The following is a 20,575-nucleotide window of genomic DNA, read 5'->3' on the forward strand; positions in this document are numbered from 1 at the left end:
AAATAAGATACGTAAAAAAACTCCAAACTAAAAAAAGATGAACCAAAAATCTGGCTCATCTTTCAACTTTGATTATTTTTTTGTTTTGTCCTGAAAGCGGGCCTCTACTCGATAGATCCGCTGCCCTTTGTTTGAAAATTTTTCTTCGTATTCAGTCATGATATTTCCTTCATACGAACTTTTATGCAAGTCTAACCATATTTGTTCTAAGGTCATACCGTGCTTTGAAAAACTGCTTAATGAATATTCAAACAATCCTTGATTGTCTGTTTTAAAATGGATCTCTCCAGCAGGACGCAAGATTTCTTCATCTACTGCTAAAAAACTAGGTGAAGTCAAGCGGCGTTTTGTATGCTTTTTCTTAGGCCATGGATCAGAAAAATTCAAATAAATCTGGTCGACCTCACTATCAGCAAAATAATTTGTCAGCTCAGAGCCGTCAACATGCAATAATTGTAAATTAGGCAATTTTGCTTCAACTAATTTATCTAAAGCGATGGAGATCACACTGACTTGCATTTCTATACCGATATAATTGATCTCAGGATGAGCCGCAGCCATCCCGATGATAAACTGTCCTTTGCCCATGCCAATCTCGATGTGGATCGGATGATCATTTCCAAAACGCTCAGACCAGCGGCCTTTCCAAGCATCCGGTTCTTGTATGACATATTCAGGCCGAGCCGCTAACATTTCTGCCGCTCCTGGACGATTTCTAACACGCATTGTTTTCCTCCTAGAATCCTTTTTGTTTTTATTTTTTCCCTATGTATTTCATTTTGTGTTTATTGAAATGAGGATCGAACTTGTGCCTGACAAAACTAGAAGCCGAACAAAACGTTCAGCTTCCGGCAAAAATTCGTTTTAATTGTAAAATTGCTTGATTCATGTGATGTAATTCATCTCGTTTGTATTGACGGGCGATTTCTAATAACAGACTCATCAATCCGTACCAATAGATTCGCTCAACATTTTCATCTGTTGGTCGTATTCCATAACGGACAAGCCATTTGCTCCAACTAGACAGCGGAACATAGCTTCCTAAAATCGTTCCGATATCCAACGCCGGATCCGCAAACATTACTGAATCCCAATCGACTAAATATAAATAGTTAGAAGAAACTAACCAATTTCTATGATTCACGTCGCCATGCACCACAGTATAATTCTTCTTAGCATACGTTGGAACATTCTTTTTCAAATAATCATACACCAATTCAATAAAAGCATTTTGTTCGATCATCTTCGGCAAATTTGCTTCATAGTCTGCCAATAACTGTTGTGGCGAAACTTGACGCCCACCCATTTTTTTTAGCATCACTTTCAGTGAAGGCGAGTGGTGCAAGTGATATAGTACATCGACCACATCATTGCGGCGCGAAATTTCTTCCGGCTCTAAAATTCGACCATCCAACCATTCTTGTGCGGTCAATGTATCGCCATTTCCTGTCCGTTTGATCCAAACAAGTTTTGGTGCAATGCCTTCACGAGATAAAGCCGCCAACATCGGGGTGGTATTTCGTTTAATGAAGACGCGATCTTCGTCACGGTAACCAATATACGTTTTTCCCGTATCGCCTTTGATCGGCTGTACGCGCCAGTCACTATCCAACTGAAATTCCATTCCCAAGGCCCTCCCCTAGCATTTTAAACGTATTTACTATTTTAGTCGCGGAAAGGGGCCGCGTCAAGGGCATGTATGTTCTTCTTTGATTATTTTTCATTATGATGCGTCTGAACCGTTAACTTTACGGCGTCATGATACGCGCCCAGTAATTTTTTCGTCACTTTGCCAGGCATCCCCTCGCCGATTTTTTGATCGTCAATCTCAATGATCGGGATGATTTCAGCTACTGAACTAGACTTGAAACATTCATCAGCAGCTAATAATTCTTTTTTAGTAAAGGCTGTTTCTCTTAGTTCGATACCTAATGCTTTTGCTAACTCACGAATTTTTATTTTTGTGATTCCTGGTAAAACCAACTGTCCATCGGGATGCGTATAAAGAATTCCTTCGTTTACCATCCATAGATTAGAAGCGGAGGCTTCTGTCACATTGCCGTCACGCACTAAAATGGCTTCATCATAACCATTTTGTTTGGCTTCATCCAATGCTAAAAGATTGCCTAGTAGACTGATCGATTTGATATCGCAGTGCAGCCAGCGTCTATCTTCAACAAATCCAGCACGAATACCAATTTTTTGTTTGGCACTCGGCCGTGATACCGGTTGGATATCTGCCAATAAAACCGGTTGAACGACTGCAGGATCAGGAAAATCATGCAACCGTGGTTTTGCGGTCCCACGTGTCACTTGAAAATAAACACGCGCATTGGTCAATCCAACTTCTCTCACTAAACGCCGCAAACGCCGACTTAATTCTTCTTTAGTAAAAGGCAGCGTCAAATGGATTTTTGCCGCACTGTCCCACAGACGATCCAAGTGTTCTTTTTCCATATACAGACAGCCATCATAAATGCGGATCACTTCATAAATACCATCACCAAATTGATACCCACGATCTTCTAAATCGATTTTCACTGCCGATTCATCCACAATTTGTTCATTCCATAATACTTTCATCTGCTAACCCTCCATTTTCTTGATTCTCGCTGGGAGATATAACCAAGCAAACAAGCCGATTTCAATTAAAAGTACTGCAAACAAAATCAGTGTCTCAAAAATTGATAAATGGACCAAACTGCATAAACTGAAAATAACTGCAGCCGCAAACAATAAGATCGCCATCAAGCGTTGCAAAGCGGCTTTCTTATATTTTTTTGCTACAGGATATAGCTGAGTCGCGCCAATGTAATCAAATTGATTATATAACGGGATCATCTGAAACCCGATCAAATAAATAAATAATACGCTGACTCCGACAACAAACCGAAAATCTGCTAATGAAACGATCAAGACTGCTCCAACGATCAGCAAGCGGAAAAACAAACCGCCAAAGATTGCCCCGCGCAAGGCTCCCCGCGCAAATAAATACAAAAAGGTATTCTCTTGTTTGAAGGAAATTTTTGCTAATAACCCGTCTAAATATTTTCGTCGACGAACTTTCGCTTCAATTTCGGGAACATCTGTAAATAAATTGATGAATTGATACATACGATGTAACCGCATGTTTTCTCGTTCGATCATGCTGCTCCAATCTAGCAGCCGATCTTTTTCTTGTGTTAACAAAATAAACCCTAACGCCGCAGCCAATGCAAGGATCGTCCCAAGCCAAGCAAAACTATACAAACTGATAAAAATGATTCCGCCGCTGACGATAAACCATAAGAACATAAATTGCTGAGTTTGTTTTTTTGTTGTTTGGTAACAAGCAAAACGCTGAATCCGTAAATTTCCTACTTTCAAACACCACAGCATCACCAAGAAAAAGAAAAAATGGACAAAGCTCACTTGTTTAGCTAACACAACTAGCGGAAGCAGCGCGCCGCAGACAAATGTTTCAATACTAAATGGCCAAGCTAGCGAGTGGCGTAAGCCACGCGATAGATAGCCGCCCATCTCTTTTTCTTTTGGTAATAAAAATGCCATATCAGCCGGTTCTACTAAGGTCGCCAATCTACCAAATGGCAAAATCAGCCACCAAATGATTCCAACGATTGGCAAACTCCAAGGGAAGTCCGGTGATAACTGTTTTAGTAGATTTGAATAGTAAAAAGCCAATCCGCCAACTAAGAACAAACACACCAAAACAAAATGATCATTTAACACATAGCGCATATATTTCATCATTTTTTTCTGGTGACGCTGGCGCCTCAATAGAAAAAAATCAAGCATGTTCTTTCTCCTTTGTCAGCGCGATATAGATTTCATCTAAAGAAGCACCGGGCAGCTCGAACTCTGCCTGCAGCTCCTGTAATGTTCCTTGCGCGCGTACTTCTCCTTCATGCAGCACAACAAAACGATCACAATATTTTTCAGCTGTCGCTAAAATATGGGTCGACATCAAGATTGCTGCACCTTGGTTTTTCATCGTCACCATCAACTCCAGTAAGGCATTGATCGCCAGCGGATCCAATCCTAAAAATGGTTCGTCGATAATGTATAAACTAGGTTGAATCAAAAAAGCACATAAGACCATCACTTTTTGTTTCATCCCTTTAGAAAAATTCACTGGAAACCAGTCCAACCGATTTTCTAAACGAAAGGTCTTCAATAAAGATTCTGCTCGTTGCATCGCTGTTTCTTTTGGAATATCGTAAGCCATCGCCGTTACTTCGATATGTTCGCGTAATGTCAACTCTTCATACAATGAAGGCGTCTCAGGAATATAGCCGATTTTTTTCCGATAGTTCTCAGGATCTTTTTGCAGTGTTAATCCATCAACTGTGATCGTTCCTTTTTGCGGTGTCAGTAAACCGATAATATTTTTGATCGTAGTAGATTTTCCGGCGCCATTCAAACCGATCAAACCGATCATTTCACCGTTGTTGACCTCAAAATCAATATCTTTTAAAACAGGCACATGGCCGTAACCGCCTGTAACATGCTGAATTGCTAAGCTCATTTTGTCCCCTCCAATTTCTTAGTTAGTATTATAGCAGAATCCCACAAATAATTACGCTTCACTTGACCTTTTCCCGCACAAGTATTACAAGTTATGGTAAAGTAAAAGTAGAAATTACACTTGTCAGGCTGCTTTTCACTAGCAGTGATCCAAAATAAAGTGATGATGAGTAATTAGAAAGGATGTTTGCAATGGAAAATTGTATTTTTTGTAAAATTATCAATCAAGAAATCCCTAGCTACAAAGTTTATGAGGATGAAAAAGTCTATGCCTTTTTAGATATCTCTCAAGCCACAAAAGGCCACACATTAGTTGTGCCAAAACAACATGTGACAGATATTTTTGATTACGATGAAGACTTGGCAGCAGATATTTTTGCTCGCATTCCTAAAATCGCGCGTGCCCTTGAAAAAGCATTTCCTGAAATGGAAGGTTTAAATATTTTAAATAATAATAAAGAACTTGCTTATCAATCGGTCTTCCACTCACACGTTCATTTAGTTCCACGTTACAGTAAAAAAGACGATTTCTCCATTCATTTCGGCAATCATGCGGAACAACAAAAACCAGAAGAGATGCAAGCGATCGCTGATAAGATCAAAGAGCAGGTGAAATAGATGGGATTTTTCAAAGGAATTCTCTTTGGCGCAGGCCTTGGTACACTGGGCGGACTCTTGTTAGCTCCGCGAAAAGGTGAAGAAACACGCGAGAAATTAATTACCAATACGCGCGAGCTCGTCGTGCTGACAGATGAGCTGAATGATAATTTGACCGCTTTTCGTGAATCAGCGACGAATTTAAAAAATACCTTTGATACTCTGGCTCCTGCTTTTAAATCTGGGGTAGAAAAAGATCTTGAAGAATTTCGTTTTCAAGCAGATCCCCGAATTCAGCAAATCCAAGCGCAATTGGAAAAGATCAATCAAGCCTTGCCACAGACCAAAGACACGACCGTGATCAAAAAAGGCCGCTTTTTGTTGACAAGGCCTGCAGAAATTGGTGAATAACCACTGATTTGTTTAAGTAATTGTGTTTTAATTATGAATTTTCTCGGAAACTATTTTTATCTCTTTCCTTTGTAATTTTAGATATGTTATAGTTGGGACGGATTAACAAACAGATGTACATTTTAATTTTAGGAGTTGTAGCATAGAAATGAAGAAAAAGATCCTTTTAGCCACAGCAGGCTTGCTTAGCGTGATTGTATTAGGAGCCTGTTCAGGAAGTTCCAATCAAGACATCGCAACTATGAAAGGCGGAAAAATCACCGTCGAAGACTTTTATACTGAAGCAAAAAAAGAACAAACCAACCAAAGTTTAGTTCGCAACATGATCATCTATAAAGTATTTGAAAATGCTTATGGTGATAAAGTAACCGACAAACAAGTCGACAAAGAATACAACAAACAGAAAAAACAATTGGGCGATACTTTTGATACGCAATTGCAATCTGCCGGTTACACAAAAAAATCATATAAAGAATATTTGAAACAATCCCTTGCTTTCCAAGAAGGCTTGAAAGCACATTTGAAGATTACTGACAAGGACTTGAAATCAGCTTGGGATTCATTCCACCCAGAAGTAACTGCTCGAATTATTTTAGCAAGCAGTGAAGACGACGCTAAAGAAATCAAGAAACAGTTAGACGATAAGGGTGATTTCGCTAAAATCGCAAAAGAAAAATCACAAGATTCAACAACAAAAAAAGATGGTGGTCAAATCAAATTTGATTCACAATCAACAACTGTTCCTTCTGAAGTAAAAGAAGCAGCCTTCAAGTTAAAAAATGGCGAAGTTTCTGACGTAATCACTACCACAGATTCATCTACGTATCAAACAAGTTATTACCTTGTGAAGATGGAAAAAACTTCATCTAAAGGCAATGACATGGATAAATACAAAAAAGAATTGAAACAAATCGCTGAAGATACAAAAATGGCTGACCAAACCTTCTCTTCTGAAGTTATTTCAAAAGAGTTGAAAAAAGCCAATGTTAAGATCAAAGATGATGCATTTGAAAATATCTTATCTGAATTCTTGACTACTAATAGTTCTGGCAAACAAACAACGACTGATTCATCAAAATAATTTAAATGAACAAAGGGGAATTCCATGCGGAGTTCCCCTTTTTTTAGTATTCATGCTACAATAAAGTAGAAAATACTTATAAGAAAATGGGTGAACACTACATGAAAGAATTTGCCTCTAAGGAAGCAGAAAAAGATTATTATGAACACGAAGCAGATGAAGCGGAATTCATTGCTTGGTACAAAGAACAAGCTCATCCAGAATACGAAAAACCTTCTGTCACTGTCGACATTGTGATCATGGGTTATAACAAAGCAGAAGATCAATTGAAGATCTTGTTGATCCAGCGACGCGGCAATCCTTACCGCAACTCTTGGGCGCTACCTGGCGGTTTTGTTGAACGTAATGAATCAACAAATGACAGCGTTCGACGTGAAACGACTGAAGAAACTGGTTTAGTGATCGGTAGAAAAAATGTTGAACAGCTTCATACGTTCAGTTCACCCAATCGCGATCCCCGTGGCTGGGTTATCACTGTCAGCTATTTAGCTTTTATCGGTCAAGTTCCGCCGACTGCAGGTGATGATACACAAGACGCACGCTGGTTCAATATGGAACGACGCGGAAAAACGATCTATTTAACAAGTGAAGAGGATATTTCCATCGAAATTGATTTGGAAACCGGAAAATCGCTTGGCAAAGATACACTGGCGTTTGACCACAACGAGATCATCCGCAAAGCTTTCAATCGGGTCGTAAATAAAATGGATCATGAACCGCTGATTTTGCAAGTCTTGGGTGCTGAGTTTACGATTACCGAAGCACGGAAAGTCTTTGCTAAATTTTTAGGTGTCGATTTTAGAACAGTTGATCACTCTAATTTTAAAAAAGCAATGCTGCAATATTTTGACGAAATTGGCGAACGACCAGTTGGAATCGGCCGTCCTTCGAAGATTTATCGTCTAAAAGATGAGATTGGTGAAAAAAAATAAACTTTTTACTTACATCAAATGGAAAAGTCTGTATATAATGGAGAAGCAAAAAAATTGTCTTTCCATAACGCAGTGAAGATTCCCAAAGTGGTTGTCGTAGCGAGTTATACGATTGCCACTTTTTTGTATTCATAATTATAGGAGGATTTTTATGCCAAGAAATAAAAGAGAAAGTTTTGTTTATACTGTAATGATGTGTTTTGTGATGGTGCTTTGGATGAGTTTGTACAATGTTTATTTACATACGGGAGCTTTCACATTAGACGTTTTAAGAACTGCCTGGATAGGTTTGCCTTTAGGTTACCTATGCGCGCTACTTTTAGATTGGTTTGTCGTATCAGCACCAGCCAAAAAATTCGCATTCAAACTATTGCCCGCTTCAGCTAGCCCTGTTCGGATGGTTCTTACCGTTTCTTGCTGTATGGTTTTGCCAATGGTCTTCTTCATGTCTCTTTACGGTGCAGTTGAAGTATTGAGCCATACACAGGCTTGGGATCAGCTCTTGATTGTTTGGGGCACGAATATTTTAAAAAATATCGTAATGGCACTCCCTTTCCAATTGCTTATCGCTGGTCCGCTCGTGCGAAAAGTTTTCAGAAGAATTTTTCCAGTTGGCACGATCTTAGCCTAAGACAAAAAACAGCCAGGCATACATTCGATGTATGTTTGGCTGTTTTTTTGATAAAATTTATTTTACTGCGGCTTTTTTCATTTGTTTGCTTCGCAATTGTCCACAAGCTGCGTCGATATCTGTTCCGTGCTCTTTTCGAATCACGCAATTAATCCCGTTCTTTTTCAAGACATCATAAAAACGTAGCACAGCTGCTTTGCTGCTGCGAGAATATTGATCGTGTTCACTGACTGGATTATAAGGAATCAAATTCACATAAACCAATTTTTTCTTGTTCTTCATTAAGTCTGCTAACTCTTGGGCATGTTTCGGCTGGTCGTTCACGCCTGCCAACATGATGTATTCAAATGTGACCCGGCGGTTGGTTTCTTCAATATAATAATCTACCGCATCCATCAATTTCTCAATTGGAAAACTGCGATTAATCCGCATGATCGCTGAACGAATCTCATTATTTGGCGCATGCAATGAGATTGCTAAATTCACTTGCAACCCATTTTCCGCAAATTTTTTGATTTTAGGAACCAAACCACTTGTTGAAACGGTGATATGACGAGCTCCGATCGCCATTCCTTTGTCGTCATTGATGACATGAAGAAAATTCATGACATTGTTGTAATTATCAAATGGTTCGCCGATTCCCATCACAACGATATGAGAAACGCGTTCTTCTTCTCCCCGTTCATCAAAATAATGTTGGACTAACATGATTTGAGCGACGATTTCACCCGCTGTCAAATCACGCTGTTTTTTCAACAGACCAGACGCACAGAAAGTACAGCCGATATTGCAGCCAACTTGCGTCGTTACGCAAACGGACAAACCGTATTCTTGACGCATCAGAACCGTTTCGATCATCAAATGATCCGGTAATTCAAATAAATACTTGACTGTACCGTCGCTGGCTTCTTGCACGACTAATTGTTTCAATGGATTGATGATAAAGTTTTCTTCCAACAGCGCGATCGTTTGTTTTGATAAATTGCTCATTTCCGCAAATTCGCTCACGCGGCTGCGATAAAGCCATTCCCAAACTTGCACAGCTCGGAATTTTTTCTCTCCATGTTCCAAAAACCATTCGACTAATTCTTCTCTTCTTAAACCATAAATTGAGGGCTTTTCCAAAGTATTACCTCCTACTATATTGTATCAAAGTGCTAGCTTTGCTAGTTCAATCACGAAATCAGAAATTATTAAATATTCTGCTGCTTTTTACCTGCATTCTCTTATTCAAACAAGCTTGACGACTATTTTCTTATGAATCAATCATCTAAAAAACTGGCAACATTCGCTACATACTATAACTGATTCACAAAGAGAAAACAATTAACTTTGGGAAAAACAAGAAAATAGTCTAGATTTCTCTAGACTATTTTCCTAGTTTTCTAATGGGTTCTCTGGTTCTTCTTCAGCCTTTTGTAAAAAGACTTCACGCGGCTTGCTGCCAGTCGATGGTCCGATGACTCCATGATCCTCCAATTCATCAACGATGCGTGCGGCTCGATTGTAACCGATCCGGAAACGCCGTTGTAACAAGGAGATGCTTGCCGTCTGCATATCAACGACTAATGCTTTTGCTTCTTCATATAGTTCGTCTTGCGGATTTTCTGACGGTGAAGTAGTCGTTTCTTCTGTCGGCATCATTTTTTCTTCATAATGAGCTTCTTGCTGATCGGAAACAAATTCTACGATCTGCTCGACCTCGTGATCAGAAATAAACGCGCCTTGGACCCGAATCGGTTTATTTTCACCCATCGGCAAGAACAGCATATCGCCGCGACCTAAAAGTTTTTCCGCGCCGTTTCCATCAATAATCGTCCGTGAATCGGTCCCGCTTGAAACAGCAAACGCGATCCGCGATGGGACATTGGCTTTAATGATCCCTGTGATGACATCTACACTTGGCCGTTGTGTCGCTAAAATCATGTGAATTCCTGCCGCACGCGCCATTTGAGCTAAACGTGTGATCGCATCTTCCACTTCATTGCTTGCCACCATCATCAAGTCAGCCAATTCATCAACAATAACTACAATAAACGGCAAGATTGGCCGGTTTTGTCCGTCTTCCAAATTTTTCTGAATGACCAACTCATTGAAACCTGAAATGTTGCGCACACCAGTCGCTGCAAATTTTTCATAACGTTCTTCCATTTCTTGCACGACTTTTTGTAAGGCTTGCGCCGCTTTTCTCGGATTTGTTACAACGGGAGTTAATAAATGCGGGATTCCGTTGTAAACATTCAACTCGACCATCTTTGGATCAATCATCATCAGTTTGGCTTCATTTGGTTTGGCTCGCATCAAAATACTTGTGATGATTCCATTGATAGCAACTGATTTCCCGCTCCCTGTTGAACCAGCAATCAGCAGATGAGGCATCTTGGTTAAATCGGCTGTCCGCACCATGCCAGAAATATCTCGGCCTAAAGGAACTTCCAAGATCTTATCTGGATGATTAGGCTGCGATTCAATAATGTCTCGGAAAGATACTGTACTGATCGTACTATTCGGTACCTCGATCCCAATCAACGATTTGCCGGGAATCGGTGCTTCCATCCGAACATCTTTGGCAGCTAATGCTAGCGCGATGTCATCCGTCAAATTGACGATCTTGCTGACTTTCACACCCACAGCTGGTTGAACTTCGAATTTGGTGACGGATGGACCTAAACTGGCTTTGACGACTTTTGCATCAACACCAAAACTGTTGAATGTTTTTTCTAAAACTTTGATGTTTTGCTCGATCTTTTTGTATTCATCGCTTTGGTCGGTTGCCGGAATCGAATCTAATAAAGTCGACGGCGGCAATTGATAATCGTGATCTTCCGGTTCTGCATTAATCTCAAACTCTAAATCACCCGGATCGTCAATCTCTTCTTCAAGCTGCGGTTTTTTCGCAACTGCCGGTTTTACCGGTTCTAAGTTTTCTTGGAATCCTTCAATCGGCACCAACGTCATCTGTTCCGGTTCTGCTGAAGGCTCTGGACTATTTTTTATCGGTTCCTCTGGTATCGCTGAAGCAACGGTTTCTTGTTCAGCCAATTCAGCAGCCATCCTAGCTTTTTCCGCAGCACGCTTTTCAGCTTGCACTTGTGCCTTTTGCGTTTGCCGTTCTGCTTTTTTCGCAGCGCGCAGTGCTTTTTTCTCGTCTGATTCAGAAAATTTTGCTTGCATCTTTTCGGTAAATTCTGCTAAATAATCGGTTACTTGATTGAATTCTAAGAGACTGAATAAAAAGATTCCTAAAATTAATAGCAACCCTGCGATCAAATAACTGCCGACTTGTGAAACTAAGAAGTGTGTTAAATTATAGAGCACGCCTCCCAACATCCCACCGCCGACATTTTGCGTGATTCGATTGCCTAAAAGATCCGACATCAGTAAATCCCACGTCGTTTTTAAAATATTTGGATCTTTACTTTGGACATTCGCAAACAATCGCGCGTGTAAAATCACTAAAATACCTAAATAAAAAACGCCGACTCCGATCCAACGCCGCGGTTTAGTCAAGCGCAACTTCGTATTCTTAGCTACGAGCAAGCCGCCGTACATTCCCAGCAGCAAGGCTAGAAACTGATACGTGTTGCCGCCAATCAGCCGCAATACATTTGCGATCAAATTTCCTAAAAAACCGAGTTTGAATAAGGAAAAAATCGTGAACAAAATGAATAAAAGCCCAATGCCGATAATCAGGCGCTGTTCTTGCAGTTGTTTTTGTTTTTTTGTTTTTCTTTTTTTCTTTGTACGCTTTTTTTGCGCCATGCTATCCCTCTTTCCATTCTGTACCATTATACAAAAAAAAGAAGGCGAACAAAAGTTTTGTTCGCCTTTTCTTTCTAGTTGATCTGCATTTGTATTTTATAAGCTGATTTCTTCTTAATTATTTAGGTAAAGTTAATTCTTCGCCAAACCATTTCTTTGAGATTTCACCGTATTTTCCATTTTCTTGTAACTCTTTGAAAGCACTGTTAATTTTTTTGACTAACTCTTTGTCGCCTTTACGTGCACCAACTGCGAAATCTTCATTTTTAAAGCCGACACTGAAAATATTGAATGCAGCTAATTTACCGGCTTGTTTCAAATAATAATCTGCGTATACTTTGTCGATCAATAGGCCATCGATTCGACCATTTTCCAAATCGATCATTGCTTCGTTAAAGCTGGCATATAAAGTTGCATCATTTTCTTTCACGATATCTTTTAAGATTTTCGTTTGATTGTTGAAGGCTTCATAACCTGAAGAACCTTCCTGCGCACCTAAAATTTTGCCTTTCATGCCTTCTGCTTTAGTGATGTTGCTGTCTTTTTTAGTGACTAAGACTTGTTCATTTTGAGCGTAAGCATCAGAGAACAACACTTTCTTTTCCCGTGACTTTGTAACCGTATAGCCGTTCCAAATCAAATCAATCGTCCCGTTATCTAATTCGCTTTCTTTCATTGACCAATCGATTGGTTGAAAATCAGCTTCGATATCGTATTCTTTGAAGACTTCTTTTGCTAGATCTACGTCAAAACCGACGATTTTTCCGTCTTTATCTTTGAAACCCATCGGAACAAAAGTGTCATCTAAACCAATGGTTACTTTTTTATCTTTCTCAATCGTTTTCCAGCTGTCGTCACCGCTGGCTTCTTTCTTGCCGCAAGCCGTCAACGTTACCAATGCTAAAACAGCTGCCATTCCCAAAACAATCTTTTTCAATTTCATACTTATTCCTCCTAGTTTTTTTAGTATTTAAAATGACGCTACTAGCTAATCATTTTTTTTATTTGATCGGTTCTACCTTCAATAACTGATCACCAATTTCTTCAGCAAAAACTAAATCATGGGTCACGACGATCTGTGTCACGCCATCGGCTTTCAATTCCAAAATCAAGTTTGCAACTTGTTGACGCAATGCAGGATCCAACGCACTGGTCGGTTCATCGTAAGCCAAAACTTTAGGGTTCATCGCCATTGCCCGAGCAATCGCCAACCGTTGTTTTTGTCCGCCGGATAATTGATAAGGAAAGTTATTTAACAGCTCTTCAATACCTAGCATTTTTGCCAAATGTTCTGCTTTACTCGTATACGTTGCTTTGTCTTCTTTCAAGACCAAACGCGGGCCGATCGTAATATTGTCTAAGACACTTAAATGTGGAAATAATTGGAAATCTTGGAAGACCACACCGACGACTTGTTCCTGTTCTTTCGAAGACGTCGGATCAAAAGGTTTTCCATCTAATAAAAAGGTACCGCTGTCTGCGGTCTCTAGACCAGCCAACGTTCTTAACAAAGTTGTTTTCCCACCGCCAGATGGTCCAACAATCGCTAAGATCTGACCTTCAGGGATCACCAGATCCAAATTATCAATCACTTTTTTGTTGCCAAAAGATTTGTTTACTTTTTTTAATTCAATCATTTTTCTCACCCACCTAACGATAATAGTTCAAACGATTTTCTAGTTGTTTCAAGATGACAGAAGTCACACCTGTCAATAATAAATAAATAATGGCTACTCCAAATAACGGAAGTAAAGTGGTGTCTCGTTCCATCGCAATCTTCCCAGCGCGCATCACGTCAGATAAACCTAGGATATAAACAAGCGATGTATCTTTTACTAAATTGATGACTTCATTTCCAACTGACGGCAACACGATTTTAACGACTTGTGGAATAATGATCCGTGTAACGGTTTGAACAGGTGTCAATCCGATCACTTTGGAAGCCTCATACTGACCAACTGGAATAGATTGAATACCGCCGCGAAATATTTCTGCGTAATAAGCAGCATAGTTCAATACGAACGCAAAAAGTGCGGCTTCAAAACGATCAAAAATAATTCCGACTAACGGTAAGCCATAAAAAACAAAGATCAATTGTAAAAGTAACGGTGTCCCTCGCATGATCCAAACATAAAACCGTAAAATCCATTGCAATGGTTTGAAATGACTGGCTAAGCCAAAAGACAATAACACTCCTAACGGCAACGAACCCAATATCGTATAAGCAAATAATTTCAGTGTGGTCGTCGCGCCTTGTAATAATTGCGGCATGACGTCGATCAAATAATTCATTTCAATACCCCTCCATGTGTTCGAAAGCTTAATCTTTCGAATTTCCTCATTTTGACTCGGTCAACTCTAGCTGAAACAGAATCAGTGGTTAAAAAAAACGTCCTCTGGTATTTCTACCAGAGGACGTTCACTACGTGGTTCCACCTCATCTTTGTTCCTTTTTCGCAAAAAGAACCTCTATGGGTCAGTGTCCAATCAGTGAAATAAAAAAGCCCTTTAGCCGCTAGGACTAAAGGACGTAATTACGTGGTTCCACCTTTTTTTATCGCCGCTTCACAACGGACGATCTCGATTGGTCAGTCTGACCTCTGCGCTAACGGGCTCTACCGGATCAACCTACTTATTTCAGCTGATCGACTCAAAGATGTGGTTCACAAATCATTGCTGTCTCTTTCCACCAGCCAGAGACTCTCTAAAAACAAATGAACTGCTACTCTTCTTTTCATTGTCGTTTGATTAAGTTGAGTCATACTTTACACGCCTTCGCAGATTTTGTCAACCGATAATCTTCATCTTTTTTTCATTTGTTTCAAATTTAATTTTTAGGAACAAACTGAAATTTTGCCCACGGTTTTAAAAAGTCCAGCATGATCAGCTCTTCTGGTGGGATTTTCCCCACTAGATTTTTCCGTGAATCACTATGAGGGACTAAAACAATCTGTAATTCATTTTTATATTTGCCAAAATCATCATTGCCGATGACCACATCGCCAATTTGAAATTCTTGTGTATTGTCGTGGACTGGATTTTCGACATCGGCATATTTTACCCGTACCATTGTAGAACGGACAGCGGTTGCTGTAATATCACCGCGACGAAAATGTTTTGGATCAGCAATAATCTTGCGTTCAACTTCTGTGATCTTTTCTGAAAGTTCAATACCTAAACTTAATTTGTAGCGATTTACTGCGGCTACTTTTTCTAATTCCTCATCGGAAGCATAGGCATTGCCGATGATCACCGTATCAATCAAACCAGTCGCAAACAGATGACGTGCTTGCAGATCGATTGGCAAATGACGGTGCATTTCTAAAGTCGGCAAACCATCATTGATATCCCACGGTCCATATTGCGCGTCATGACTTGTGATAAAAGCTGCTGTTTTGATTCCATGTTTTTTAAAACGTTCACTACAGCTGATAAAAAAGTCGTACGGCAATGCGGAGCCTTCTTGTGGATAAAAATTATGACAGCCGTAAATAAATGGTTCATTGGCTTCATAAGACAAAATATTATCAAGATATGCAACATTGTTACTCATGTTCAGCTCGATCGCTAACCCTTCAGGATTGTAGCTCAACATGGCTTCTTTGTTTCCGTCAAAGCCTTCGTCTAAACGAATCCCGGCAGCACCTAACTCGGCAAAAAAACTTAGATCATCATAAGAAATACCCAGATCATTGAAAATAGCTGGTGCGATATCTAAAATCGTCTCAAAACCTAACTCTTTTGCATAATGAATAATACTGCCGAATTTTTCACTAACTTTTTCTTTTCCTTCAGTAACTTCTAACATACTCATAAAAATTCTACTATAACCTAATTCCGCTGCCTTTTTGATATATTCGCGATCAGCTTGCGGATCACTATGATCAGGATAAACTGAAATGCCTAATTCCCGTTTCATTTCTCTTCCTCCTTGTTGGCTCAACTATTCTTCTAACCCGTTTCTTTCGGTTACTTCTTTGAACCAGTAACCAGACTTTTTGATCGTTTTGATTTGAGTATGGATGTTATTTGAAATGAAACCATAGCGATTTTTATAAGCGTTTAGCCATGACCAGCAATCAATCGGTGTCCACATATGATAACCAAAACAATTCGATCCTTCTTCGATTCCTTTATGCAGCCAAGCCAAATGTTCTTGCACAAAATCAATTCGATAATCATCCTCGATCATGCCGTCAGGATTCATAAAACGTTCTTCGTTTGAGACACCCATTCCGTTTTCAGACACATACCAAGGAATATTTTTATAATTTTCTTTGATGTTCACTGCGATATCATACAACGCTTTAGGATAAATCTCCCAACCGCGATCTAAATTCACACGACGTCCCGGCATATCATACGCATCATAGTAACGATCCGGCATCCATTCACCAACTGAATTCGGTGCTACATCTGGTGCTTTTACTCGATTAGGATGATAGAAGTTCACCCCTAGAAAATCAATCGTGTTATTTTTCAAGATTTCTTTTTCTTCATCAGTCGTTTCCCACAACACATTATCTTTCGTTAGCAGCTCTTCTAATTCTGCTGGAAAATGTCCATAGATTGCTGGTTCTAAAAACATTTTATTGTTCCAAAGTTCCGCGATTCGTGCCGCTTCTTGGTCTTCTGGTGCATCAGACGCTGCATAAGTCGGTGTCAGATTCAAAATCGTTCCGATTTGTGCATCGTTGATCGCTAGTTTGCGAAACGCTTGGATCGCTTTAGCTGAGGCTAGATTCAAGTTGTAAGCTACTTGTACCGCTTTTTTTCCATTAACAATATTTGGATAATGGAATTGGAACAAATACTCCCCTTCTACTACGACCATCGGTTCATTATGGGTTGTCCAAAATTTCACGCGATCGCCAAATAATTCAAAACATTTTTGTGCAAACCCAACGTATAATTCCACAACTTTTTTTGATTCCCAACCGCCGTACTTATCATACAATTCGACTGGCAAATCAAAGTGATGCAGATTTATTACTGGTGTCATACCTTCTGCAAGTATAGTATCGATCACATTGTTATAAAAATCGACTGCTGATTGGCTCACTGTATTTGTTTCTAAATCATCGATCAGCCGGCTCCATTGAATACTTGTTCGTAGACTATTCATGCCGATTGATCGCATCATATGCGTATCTTCTTTGTAACTATTGTAAAAATTTGAAGCCGTATCCGGTCCTACCTGATTGTGGAATTTCTCCGGTTCGATCTCAAAATGATAATCAAAGACATTTGCATGTTTTTTGTTAAATCGTCCTTCGCTTTGTGGGCCTGATGTTGCCGCCCCCCACCAAAAGTTTTCGGGAAATATTTTCATAATAAATCTCCTAACACAATTTTTTTAAATAGCAATCTGATTCTTGTCACATTTAGTCTTAGAGTAAAACTGAAAAAAGGGGCAGGGATCGAGTTGATCCATAACCCCCTAGTCATGCTTACGCTTCATTCACTTTTTTTAATTCTTGTCTTGTTGCTAATGATACAAATGGCAAGTACATAACCGTTGAGATTACTAAGTTCACAGCGGCTAAAATGGCACCTGAGAAGCTTTGTGTTGCTAAGAATCCGCCGATAATTGGTGGTGTTACCCATGGTGGCATAACCGTTGCTGCCGGCACCCAACCAAAACTAGTTGCAAAATAAGCAGTCGTTACACAGACCATTGGTGTTAAGATAAATGGAATGAACATGATTGGATTCAATACTAACGGCAGACCGAACATCAATGGTTCATTGATGTTAAAAATACCAGGTGCTGCTGCTAAGTTGTTTACGACCATGAATGGTTTGTTTTTGCGACCAACTAAGTAGATCGCGATGATCAAACCGATTGTCACCCCAGTACCACCCATATTTACGAATGAATCGATGAATGGTTTGTTGACGATGTAAGGTGCGGCATTACCAGCTGAAAGTGCGGCATTGTTTGCTTCGATCGCTGGTGCATTAATCGCTTGCATGAATGGATCAATCATGTTGGCACCATGTAAACCAAAGAACCATAGGAACGGTGTAATAAAGGCGATCAATAATGCTGAGCCATAAGAATTTGCCAAGCCCATAAATGGTTCTTGAACTGCTCCATAGAAAGCGGCAAACATATCTTCTACACCGAAAGCGGCAATAATTGCTGCGATCAAACCAAAGATTGAAACAGTAATCATTGCTGGGAATAATGAAGCAAATGACCGTGCAACTGCTGGTGGCACACCATCAGGCATTTTGATTACTAATTTTTCATTTCCAACTAAACGAGTGAAAATTTCTGCAACAAGGATCCCTACGATCAAGGCTACGAATAGACCAGATGAGTTCATCCCAGTAAGTGCTGCACCTAAAGTGAAGAAAGATGCGACAGAAACAATCCCTGTTCCGATTGGATCTTTACCGTAGTGATGGGCCAAGTTATAAGCCACTAAAAATGCGATAAATACAGAAAGAACACCAAATGTTCCGTTCCAGACTGCTCCGCCGAAACCCTTCCAAGCTTCACCGCCAAAAATTCCATTCATGAAATTTTGGAAAGCTGGAATCGGCAAGTTATTTAGCATTACCGCCAACGCCCCTAAAATCATCAGCGGCATGGTTACTGTAAATGCATCCCGAATCGCGATCAAATGACGTTGATTACCGATTTTTGATGCGTACGGAATAAAATGTTTTTCCATGAAATTAATAAATCCATCCATTTTTTAAATCCTCCTAAATAATTTTAATTGATTCATTTTTTAATAAAAATGAACTTGTTAACTGTTTTAAAAATAATCATAAAACTGTTGTTGACCTTTGGGGAAAATTTCAGTTTCAAATTCTGAAGCTGTGACTTTGCCTAAGAAGATCCCTTCAGCTAAAGTTAGTTCTCCCAATAATAATTCGCTCCACCCATGAATCGTTGCTTTGATATCGCCTGCAGCTTGTACCTTCTGACAAGATCCCTGACTGACTAGCCAGCTGCCGACATTCCAAGGACATTCTTTATCTTCGGTTACTTCTAAAATAATTTCTTTTTGCTGAATTGGAAATTTTGTTAATAATTGCTCAATATCAATAATTCGACTCATCATATAAGGTTCTAAAGTGATCGTGAGCTCTTCTTGCTCAAGAAAACATTTCTCGATCCGTTCGCAAACGGGTGCATGGTAAAGAAATTCTTCAAATGATGAGACATGGGCTTTTAGATACGTTAATAATTTTCGTAAAGCAAAGTCATTTTCATAGGCTAATTCATCAACAGCTAATGTGTTTCCTTGCATTCGATAAATGATATACCCTTTAGCAGCACCCATATCATCAAAAGCTGCGGCATAAAAACGATGCGGGTAATACTCATTTAAGCGTTCCCACCACCAGTCTTCACGTACGACTGTTCCAACTTGCTGCTGCATCAATAAACGTTGATAAACCGTTTGAATAAGCGGTTTCATCTGTTGCCAAGTTCCACGTTTGACCTGCCCTCTCCTTTCACTTGGTAAATAAGTAAAGGCTTTTGCTGGAATGCGGTAGGTTTTTCTGCGGCTTGTCGGTTCATAGCCAAACTGCCGATAAAATGCTTCAGAAAAAGGAGCCAATTGAGAAACAGCGACACCTTGTGCATGAAGATCGGATAACAGTTCAGACATGATACTGCTGATACCGCCTTGACCACGATATTCTGGATAACTTGCTACATACCCAACGCCGGCCATTTTGACTCTTTGTTGAAAAAGTTGGATCTCAAAATGATTCGCCATGACTAAGTTAGTCAGTTCTGCGTCTTGATACACGCCATAACAATCCGCATGCTCATAACGAGATAAAAAGAGCGGATCATTGATGATCGGTTGTTGTTTTTTAAAAGCGTATTCAATTAAACTTGTGATTGCTTCCAATGATTGATGATCACGCGTTAGTTTCACCAGATCACTTCCTATTCATTCCCCAAACGTTTATATAGCTCGACGACTTCTTTTGCCATATCGTTGAAAGTAATACTCGTCATTAAATGATCTTGACTGTGGACAGCTAACAATGTCAATGTCATCGGAGTTCCGCTGGCTTCTTCTGTTAACAATCCGGTTTGAGAATGATGTGCTTCGACTAAGGCATGATCCGCTGCTTCAAGCTTTTCTTGCGCTAAGGCAAAATCGCCGGTTTTAGCTGCTTGAATCGCTTCCATTGCATCGCTTTTTGCATTACCCGCGTTGATGATCAAACCCATGACTGCTTCTAATTGTTCTTGACTCATTGCATCGCTCATCTGCTCCACTCCTACTTCATCAGATTAAGTGCGGTATTTAAAACAGCTTCGCCATTCATCATACCGTAATCTTTCATATCGATAACTGCGACTGGAATACCTTGATCTGCTAATTTTGTTTCAAACTGCCCTTTCATAAATCGAACTTGCGGTCCTAATAATAAAACATCAACTGGTTTGCTTGCATCTTCTAATTTCGCATCTGCTTCTGAAGATGAAACTGCAAAAATGTCTGATTCTACTCCCTCAGCTTCAGCAGCTTTTTCCATTTTTGTCACTAATAAACTCGTGCTCATGCCTGCTGCACAAACTAACATAATTCTTTTCATAATTGACACCCCTTCGTTTTTTCTTATTCACTTTATATAATGCAAGTTGTGTGCCAA

General features: G+C 39.7%; 20 protein-coding genes, 1 pseudogene and 1 other annotated feature. Of the genes and pseudogenes, 5 read left to right on the top strand and 16 right to left on the bottom strand.

Annotated elements, in window-relative coordinates:
* Nucleotides 1–72: 72 nt before the first annotated feature.
* The 5 genes and pseudogenes from trmB to FFM68_RS11170 all read right to left on the bottom strand — a co-directional run.
* Nucleotides 73–729 (bottom strand): annotated as a pseudogene (gene trmB / locus FFM68_RS11150) (tRNA (guanosine(46)-N7)-methyltransferase TrmB); the annotation flags it as partial.
* Nucleotides 730–841: 112 nt separating this feature from the next.
* Nucleotides 842–1,624 carry a phosphotransferase family protein gene (locus FFM68_RS11155; RefSeq protein WP_137619386.1) on the bottom strand — a complete coding sequence of 261 codons (783 nt, stop codon included), beginning with the start codon at nucleotides 1,622–1,624 and terminating at the stop codon, nucleotides 842–844.
* Between the two features lie 89 nt (nucleotides 1,625–1,713).
* Nucleotides 1,714–2,583: a D-amino-acid transaminase gene (dat, locus tag FFM68_RS11160; protein WP_137619387.1), complete on the bottom strand. Its 870-nt coding sequence runs from the start codon at nucleotides 2,581–2,583 to the stop codon at nucleotides 1,714–1,716.
* 3 nt (nucleotides 2,584–2,586) lie between these two features.
* Entirely contained in the window at nucleotides 2,587–3,795 is a 1,209-nt protein-coding gene (locus FFM68_RS11165) for an ABC transporter permease (protein WP_137619388.1), read from the bottom strand.
* Complete coding sequence (locus FFM68_RS11170) at nucleotides 3,788–4,525, bottom strand: ABC transporter ATP-binding protein (protein ID WP_137619389.1); 738 nt, start codon at nucleotides 4,523–4,525, stop codon at nucleotides 3,788–3,790. Before FFM68_RS11170 ends, FFM68_RS11165 begins: the two co-directional genes overlap by 8 nt.
* Nucleotides 4,526–4,716: 191 nt before the next feature.
* Between FFM68_RS11170 and FFM68_RS11175 the strand changes: the two genes are divergently transcribed.
* The 5 genes from FFM68_RS11175 (at nucleotide 4,717) to FFM68_RS11195 (ending at nucleotide 8,176) form a co-directional block, all read left to right on the top strand.
* A complete protein-coding gene (locus FFM68_RS11175) occupies nucleotides 4,717–5,142 on the top strand; it encodes an HIT family protein (RefSeq protein WP_137619390.1) in 426 nt (141 codons plus the stop codon).
* Nucleotides 5,143–5,532 carry a YtxH domain-containing protein gene (locus FFM68_RS11180; RefSeq protein ID WP_137619391.1) on the top strand — a complete coding sequence of 130 codons (390 nt, stop codon included), beginning with the start codon at nucleotides 5,143–5,145 and terminating at the stop codon, nucleotides 5,530–5,532.
* Between the two features lie 148 nt (nucleotides 5,533–5,680).
* Nucleotides 5,681–6,613, top strand: coding sequence for a peptidylprolyl isomerase (locus FFM68_RS11185; RefSeq protein ID WP_137619392.1), 933 nt, complete (start codon nucleotides 5,681–5,683; stop codon nucleotides 6,611–6,613).
* Between the two features lie 101 nt (nucleotides 6,614–6,714).
* Nucleotides 6,715–7,545, top strand: a complete 831-nt coding sequence (locus FFM68_RS11190; protein ID WP_137619393.1) for an NUDIX hydrolase — start codon at nucleotides 6,715–6,717, stop codon at nucleotides 7,543–7,545.
* Nucleotides 7,546–7,696: 151 nt separating this feature from the next.
* Entirely contained in the window at nucleotides 7,697–8,176 is a 480-nt protein-coding gene (locus tag FFM68_RS11195) for a DUF2798 domain-containing protein (RefSeq protein WP_137619394.1), read from the top strand.
* 57 nt (nucleotides 8,177–8,233) lie between these two features.
* On the opposite strand, the gene rlmN is transcribed toward FFM68_RS11195, so the two are convergent.
* From rlmN to FFM68_RS11250, 11 genes are all read right to left on the bottom strand, one after another.
* Entirely contained in the window at nucleotides 8,234–9,301 is a 1,068-nt protein-coding gene (gene rlmN, locus FFM68_RS11200; RefSeq protein WP_137619395.1) for a dual-specificity RNA methyltransferase RlmN, read from the bottom strand.
* Between the two features lie 252 nt (nucleotides 9,302–9,553).
* A complete protein-coding gene (locus tag FFM68_RS11205) occupies nucleotides 9,554–11,938 on the bottom strand; it encodes a DNA translocase FtsK (protein ID WP_137619396.1) in 2,385 nt (794 codons plus the stop codon).
* 118 nt (nucleotides 11,939–12,056) lie between these two features.
* On the bottom strand, nucleotides 12,057–12,881 hold the full coding sequence (locus FFM68_RS11210; protein ID WP_137619397.1) for an amino acid ABC transporter substrate-binding protein: 825 nt from the start codon (nucleotides 12,879–12,881) through the stop codon (nucleotides 12,057–12,059).
* 58 nt (nucleotides 12,882–12,939) lie between these two features.
* Nucleotides 12,940–13,575, bottom strand: a complete 636-nt coding sequence (locus FFM68_RS11215) for an amino acid ABC transporter ATP-binding protein (RefSeq protein WP_137619398.1) — start codon at nucleotides 13,573–13,575, stop codon at nucleotides 12,940–12,942.
* 13 nt (nucleotides 13,576–13,588) lie between these two features.
* Nucleotides 13,589–14,230 carry an amino acid ABC transporter permease gene (locus FFM68_RS11220; RefSeq protein WP_137619399.1) on the bottom strand — a complete coding sequence of 214 codons (642 nt, stop codon included), beginning with the start codon at nucleotides 14,228–14,230 and terminating at the stop codon, nucleotides 13,589–13,591.
* 229 nt (nucleotides 14,231–14,459) lie between these two features.
* Nucleotides 14,460–14,685: a binding site (T-box leader), on the bottom strand.
* Nucleotides 14,686–14,765: 80 nt separating this feature from the next.
* Nucleotides 14,766–15,857, bottom strand: coding sequence for a DUF871 domain-containing protein (locus FFM68_RS11225; RefSeq protein ID WP_137619400.1), 1,092 nt, complete (start codon nucleotides 15,855–15,857; stop codon nucleotides 14,766–14,768).
* Nucleotides 15,858–15,881: 24 nt separating this feature from the next.
* The gene (locus FFM68_RS11230) at nucleotides 15,882–17,270 is read right to left on the bottom strand and encodes a glycoside hydrolase family 1 protein (RefSeq protein WP_137619401.1); all 1,389 of its coding nucleotides are present in this window, start codon (nucleotides 17,268–17,270) and stop codon (nucleotides 15,882–15,884) included.
* A gap of 118 nt (nucleotides 17,271–17,388) precedes the next feature.
* Nucleotides 17,389–18,642 carry a PTS sugar transporter subunit IIC gene (locus tag FFM68_RS11235; protein ID WP_137619402.1) on the bottom strand — a complete coding sequence of 418 codons (1,254 nt, stop codon included), beginning with the start codon at nucleotides 18,640–18,642 and terminating at the stop codon, nucleotides 17,389–17,391.
* A gap of 66 nt (nucleotides 18,643–18,708) precedes the next feature.
* Complete coding sequence (locus FFM68_RS11240) at nucleotides 18,709–19,848, bottom strand: GNAT family N-acetyltransferase (protein WP_137619403.1); 1,140 nt, start codon at nucleotides 19,846–19,848, stop codon at nucleotides 18,709–18,711.
* Between the two features lie 11 nt (nucleotides 19,849–19,859).
* A complete protein-coding gene (locus FFM68_RS11245) occupies nucleotides 19,860–20,189 on the bottom strand; it encodes a PTS lactose/cellobiose transporter subunit IIA (RefSeq protein ID WP_137608770.1) in 330 nt (109 codons plus the stop codon).
* An 11-nt stretch (nucleotides 20,190–20,200) separates the two neighbouring features.
* Entirely contained in the window at nucleotides 20,201–20,518 is a 318-nt protein-coding gene (locus tag FFM68_RS11250) for a PTS sugar transporter subunit IIB (protein ID WP_137619404.1), read from the bottom strand.
* Nucleotides 20,519–20,575: the final 57 nt, after the last annotated feature.

It is taken from the genome of Enterococcus xiangfangensis (assembly GCF_005405365.1).
Taxonomy (GTDB): Bacteria; Bacillota; Bacilli; order Lactobacillales; family Enterococcaceae; genus Enterococcus_A; species Enterococcus_A xiangfangensis.

Coding starts and splice junctions, on each gene's coding strand:
- FFM68_RS11155 (WP_137619386.1), bottom strand. CDS start 1,624: ATGGAATTTCAGTTGGATAGTGACTGGCGCGTACAGCCGATCAAAGGC.
- dat (WP_137619387.1), bottom strand. CDS start 2,583: ATGAAAGTATTATGGAATGAACAAATTGTGGATGAATCGGCAGTGAAA.
- FFM68_RS11165 (WP_137619388.1), bottom strand. CDS start 3,795: ATGCTTGATTTTTTTCTATTGAGGCGCCAGCGTCACCAGAAAAAAATG.
- FFM68_RS11170 (WP_137619389.1), bottom strand. CDS start 4,525: ATGAGCTTAGCAATTCAGCATGTTACAGGCGGTTACGGCCATGTGCCT.
- FFM68_RS11175 (WP_137619390.1), top strand. CDS start 4,717: ATGGAAAATTGTATTTTTTGTAAAATTATCAATCAAGAAATCCCTAGC.
- FFM68_RS11180 (WP_137619391.1), top strand. CDS start 5,143: ATGGGATTTTTCAAAGGAATTCTCTTTGGCGCAGGCCTTGGTACACTG.
- FFM68_RS11185 (WP_137619392.1), top strand. CDS start 5,681: ATGAAGAAAAAGATCCTTTTAGCCACAGCAGGCTTGCTTAGCGTGATT.
- FFM68_RS11190 (WP_137619393.1), top strand. CDS start 6,715: ATGAAAGAATTTGCCTCTAAGGAAGCAGAAAAAGATTATTATGAACAC.
- FFM68_RS11195 (WP_137619394.1), top strand. CDS start 7,697: ATGCCAAGAAATAAAAGAGAAAGTTTTGTTTATACTGTAATGATGTGT.
- FFM68_RS11205 (WP_137619396.1), bottom strand. CDS start 11,938: ATGGCGCAAAAAAAGCGTACAAAGAAAAAAAGAAAAACAAAAAAACAA.
- FFM68_RS11210 (WP_137619397.1), bottom strand. CDS start 12,881: ATGAAATTGAAAAAGATTGTTTTGGGAATGGCAGCTGTTTTAGCATTG.
- FFM68_RS11215 (WP_137619398.1), bottom strand. CDS start 13,575: ATGATTGAATTAAAAAAAGTAAACAAATCTTTTGGCAACAAAAAAGTG.
- FFM68_RS11220 (WP_137619399.1), bottom strand. CDS start 14,230: ATGAATTATTTGATCGACGTCATGCCGCAATTATTACAAGGCGCGACG.
- FFM68_RS11225 (WP_137619400.1), bottom strand. CDS start 15,857: ATGAAACGGGAATTAGGCATTTCAGTTTATCCTGATCATAGTGATCCG.
- FFM68_RS11230 (WP_137619401.1), bottom strand. CDS start 17,270: ATGAAAATATTTCCCGAAAACTTTTGGTGGGGGGCGGCAACATCAGGC.
- FFM68_RS11235 (WP_137619402.1), bottom strand. CDS start 18,642: ATGGATGGATTTATTAATTTCATGGAAAAACATTTTATTCCGTACGCA.
- FFM68_RS11245 (WP_137608770.1), bottom strand. CDS start 20,189: ATGAGCGATGCAATGAGTCAAGAACAATTAGAAGCAGTCATGGGTTTG.
- FFM68_RS11250 (WP_137619404.1), bottom strand. CDS start 20,518: ATGAAAAGAATTATGTTAGTTTGTGCAGCAGGCATGAGCACGAGTTTA.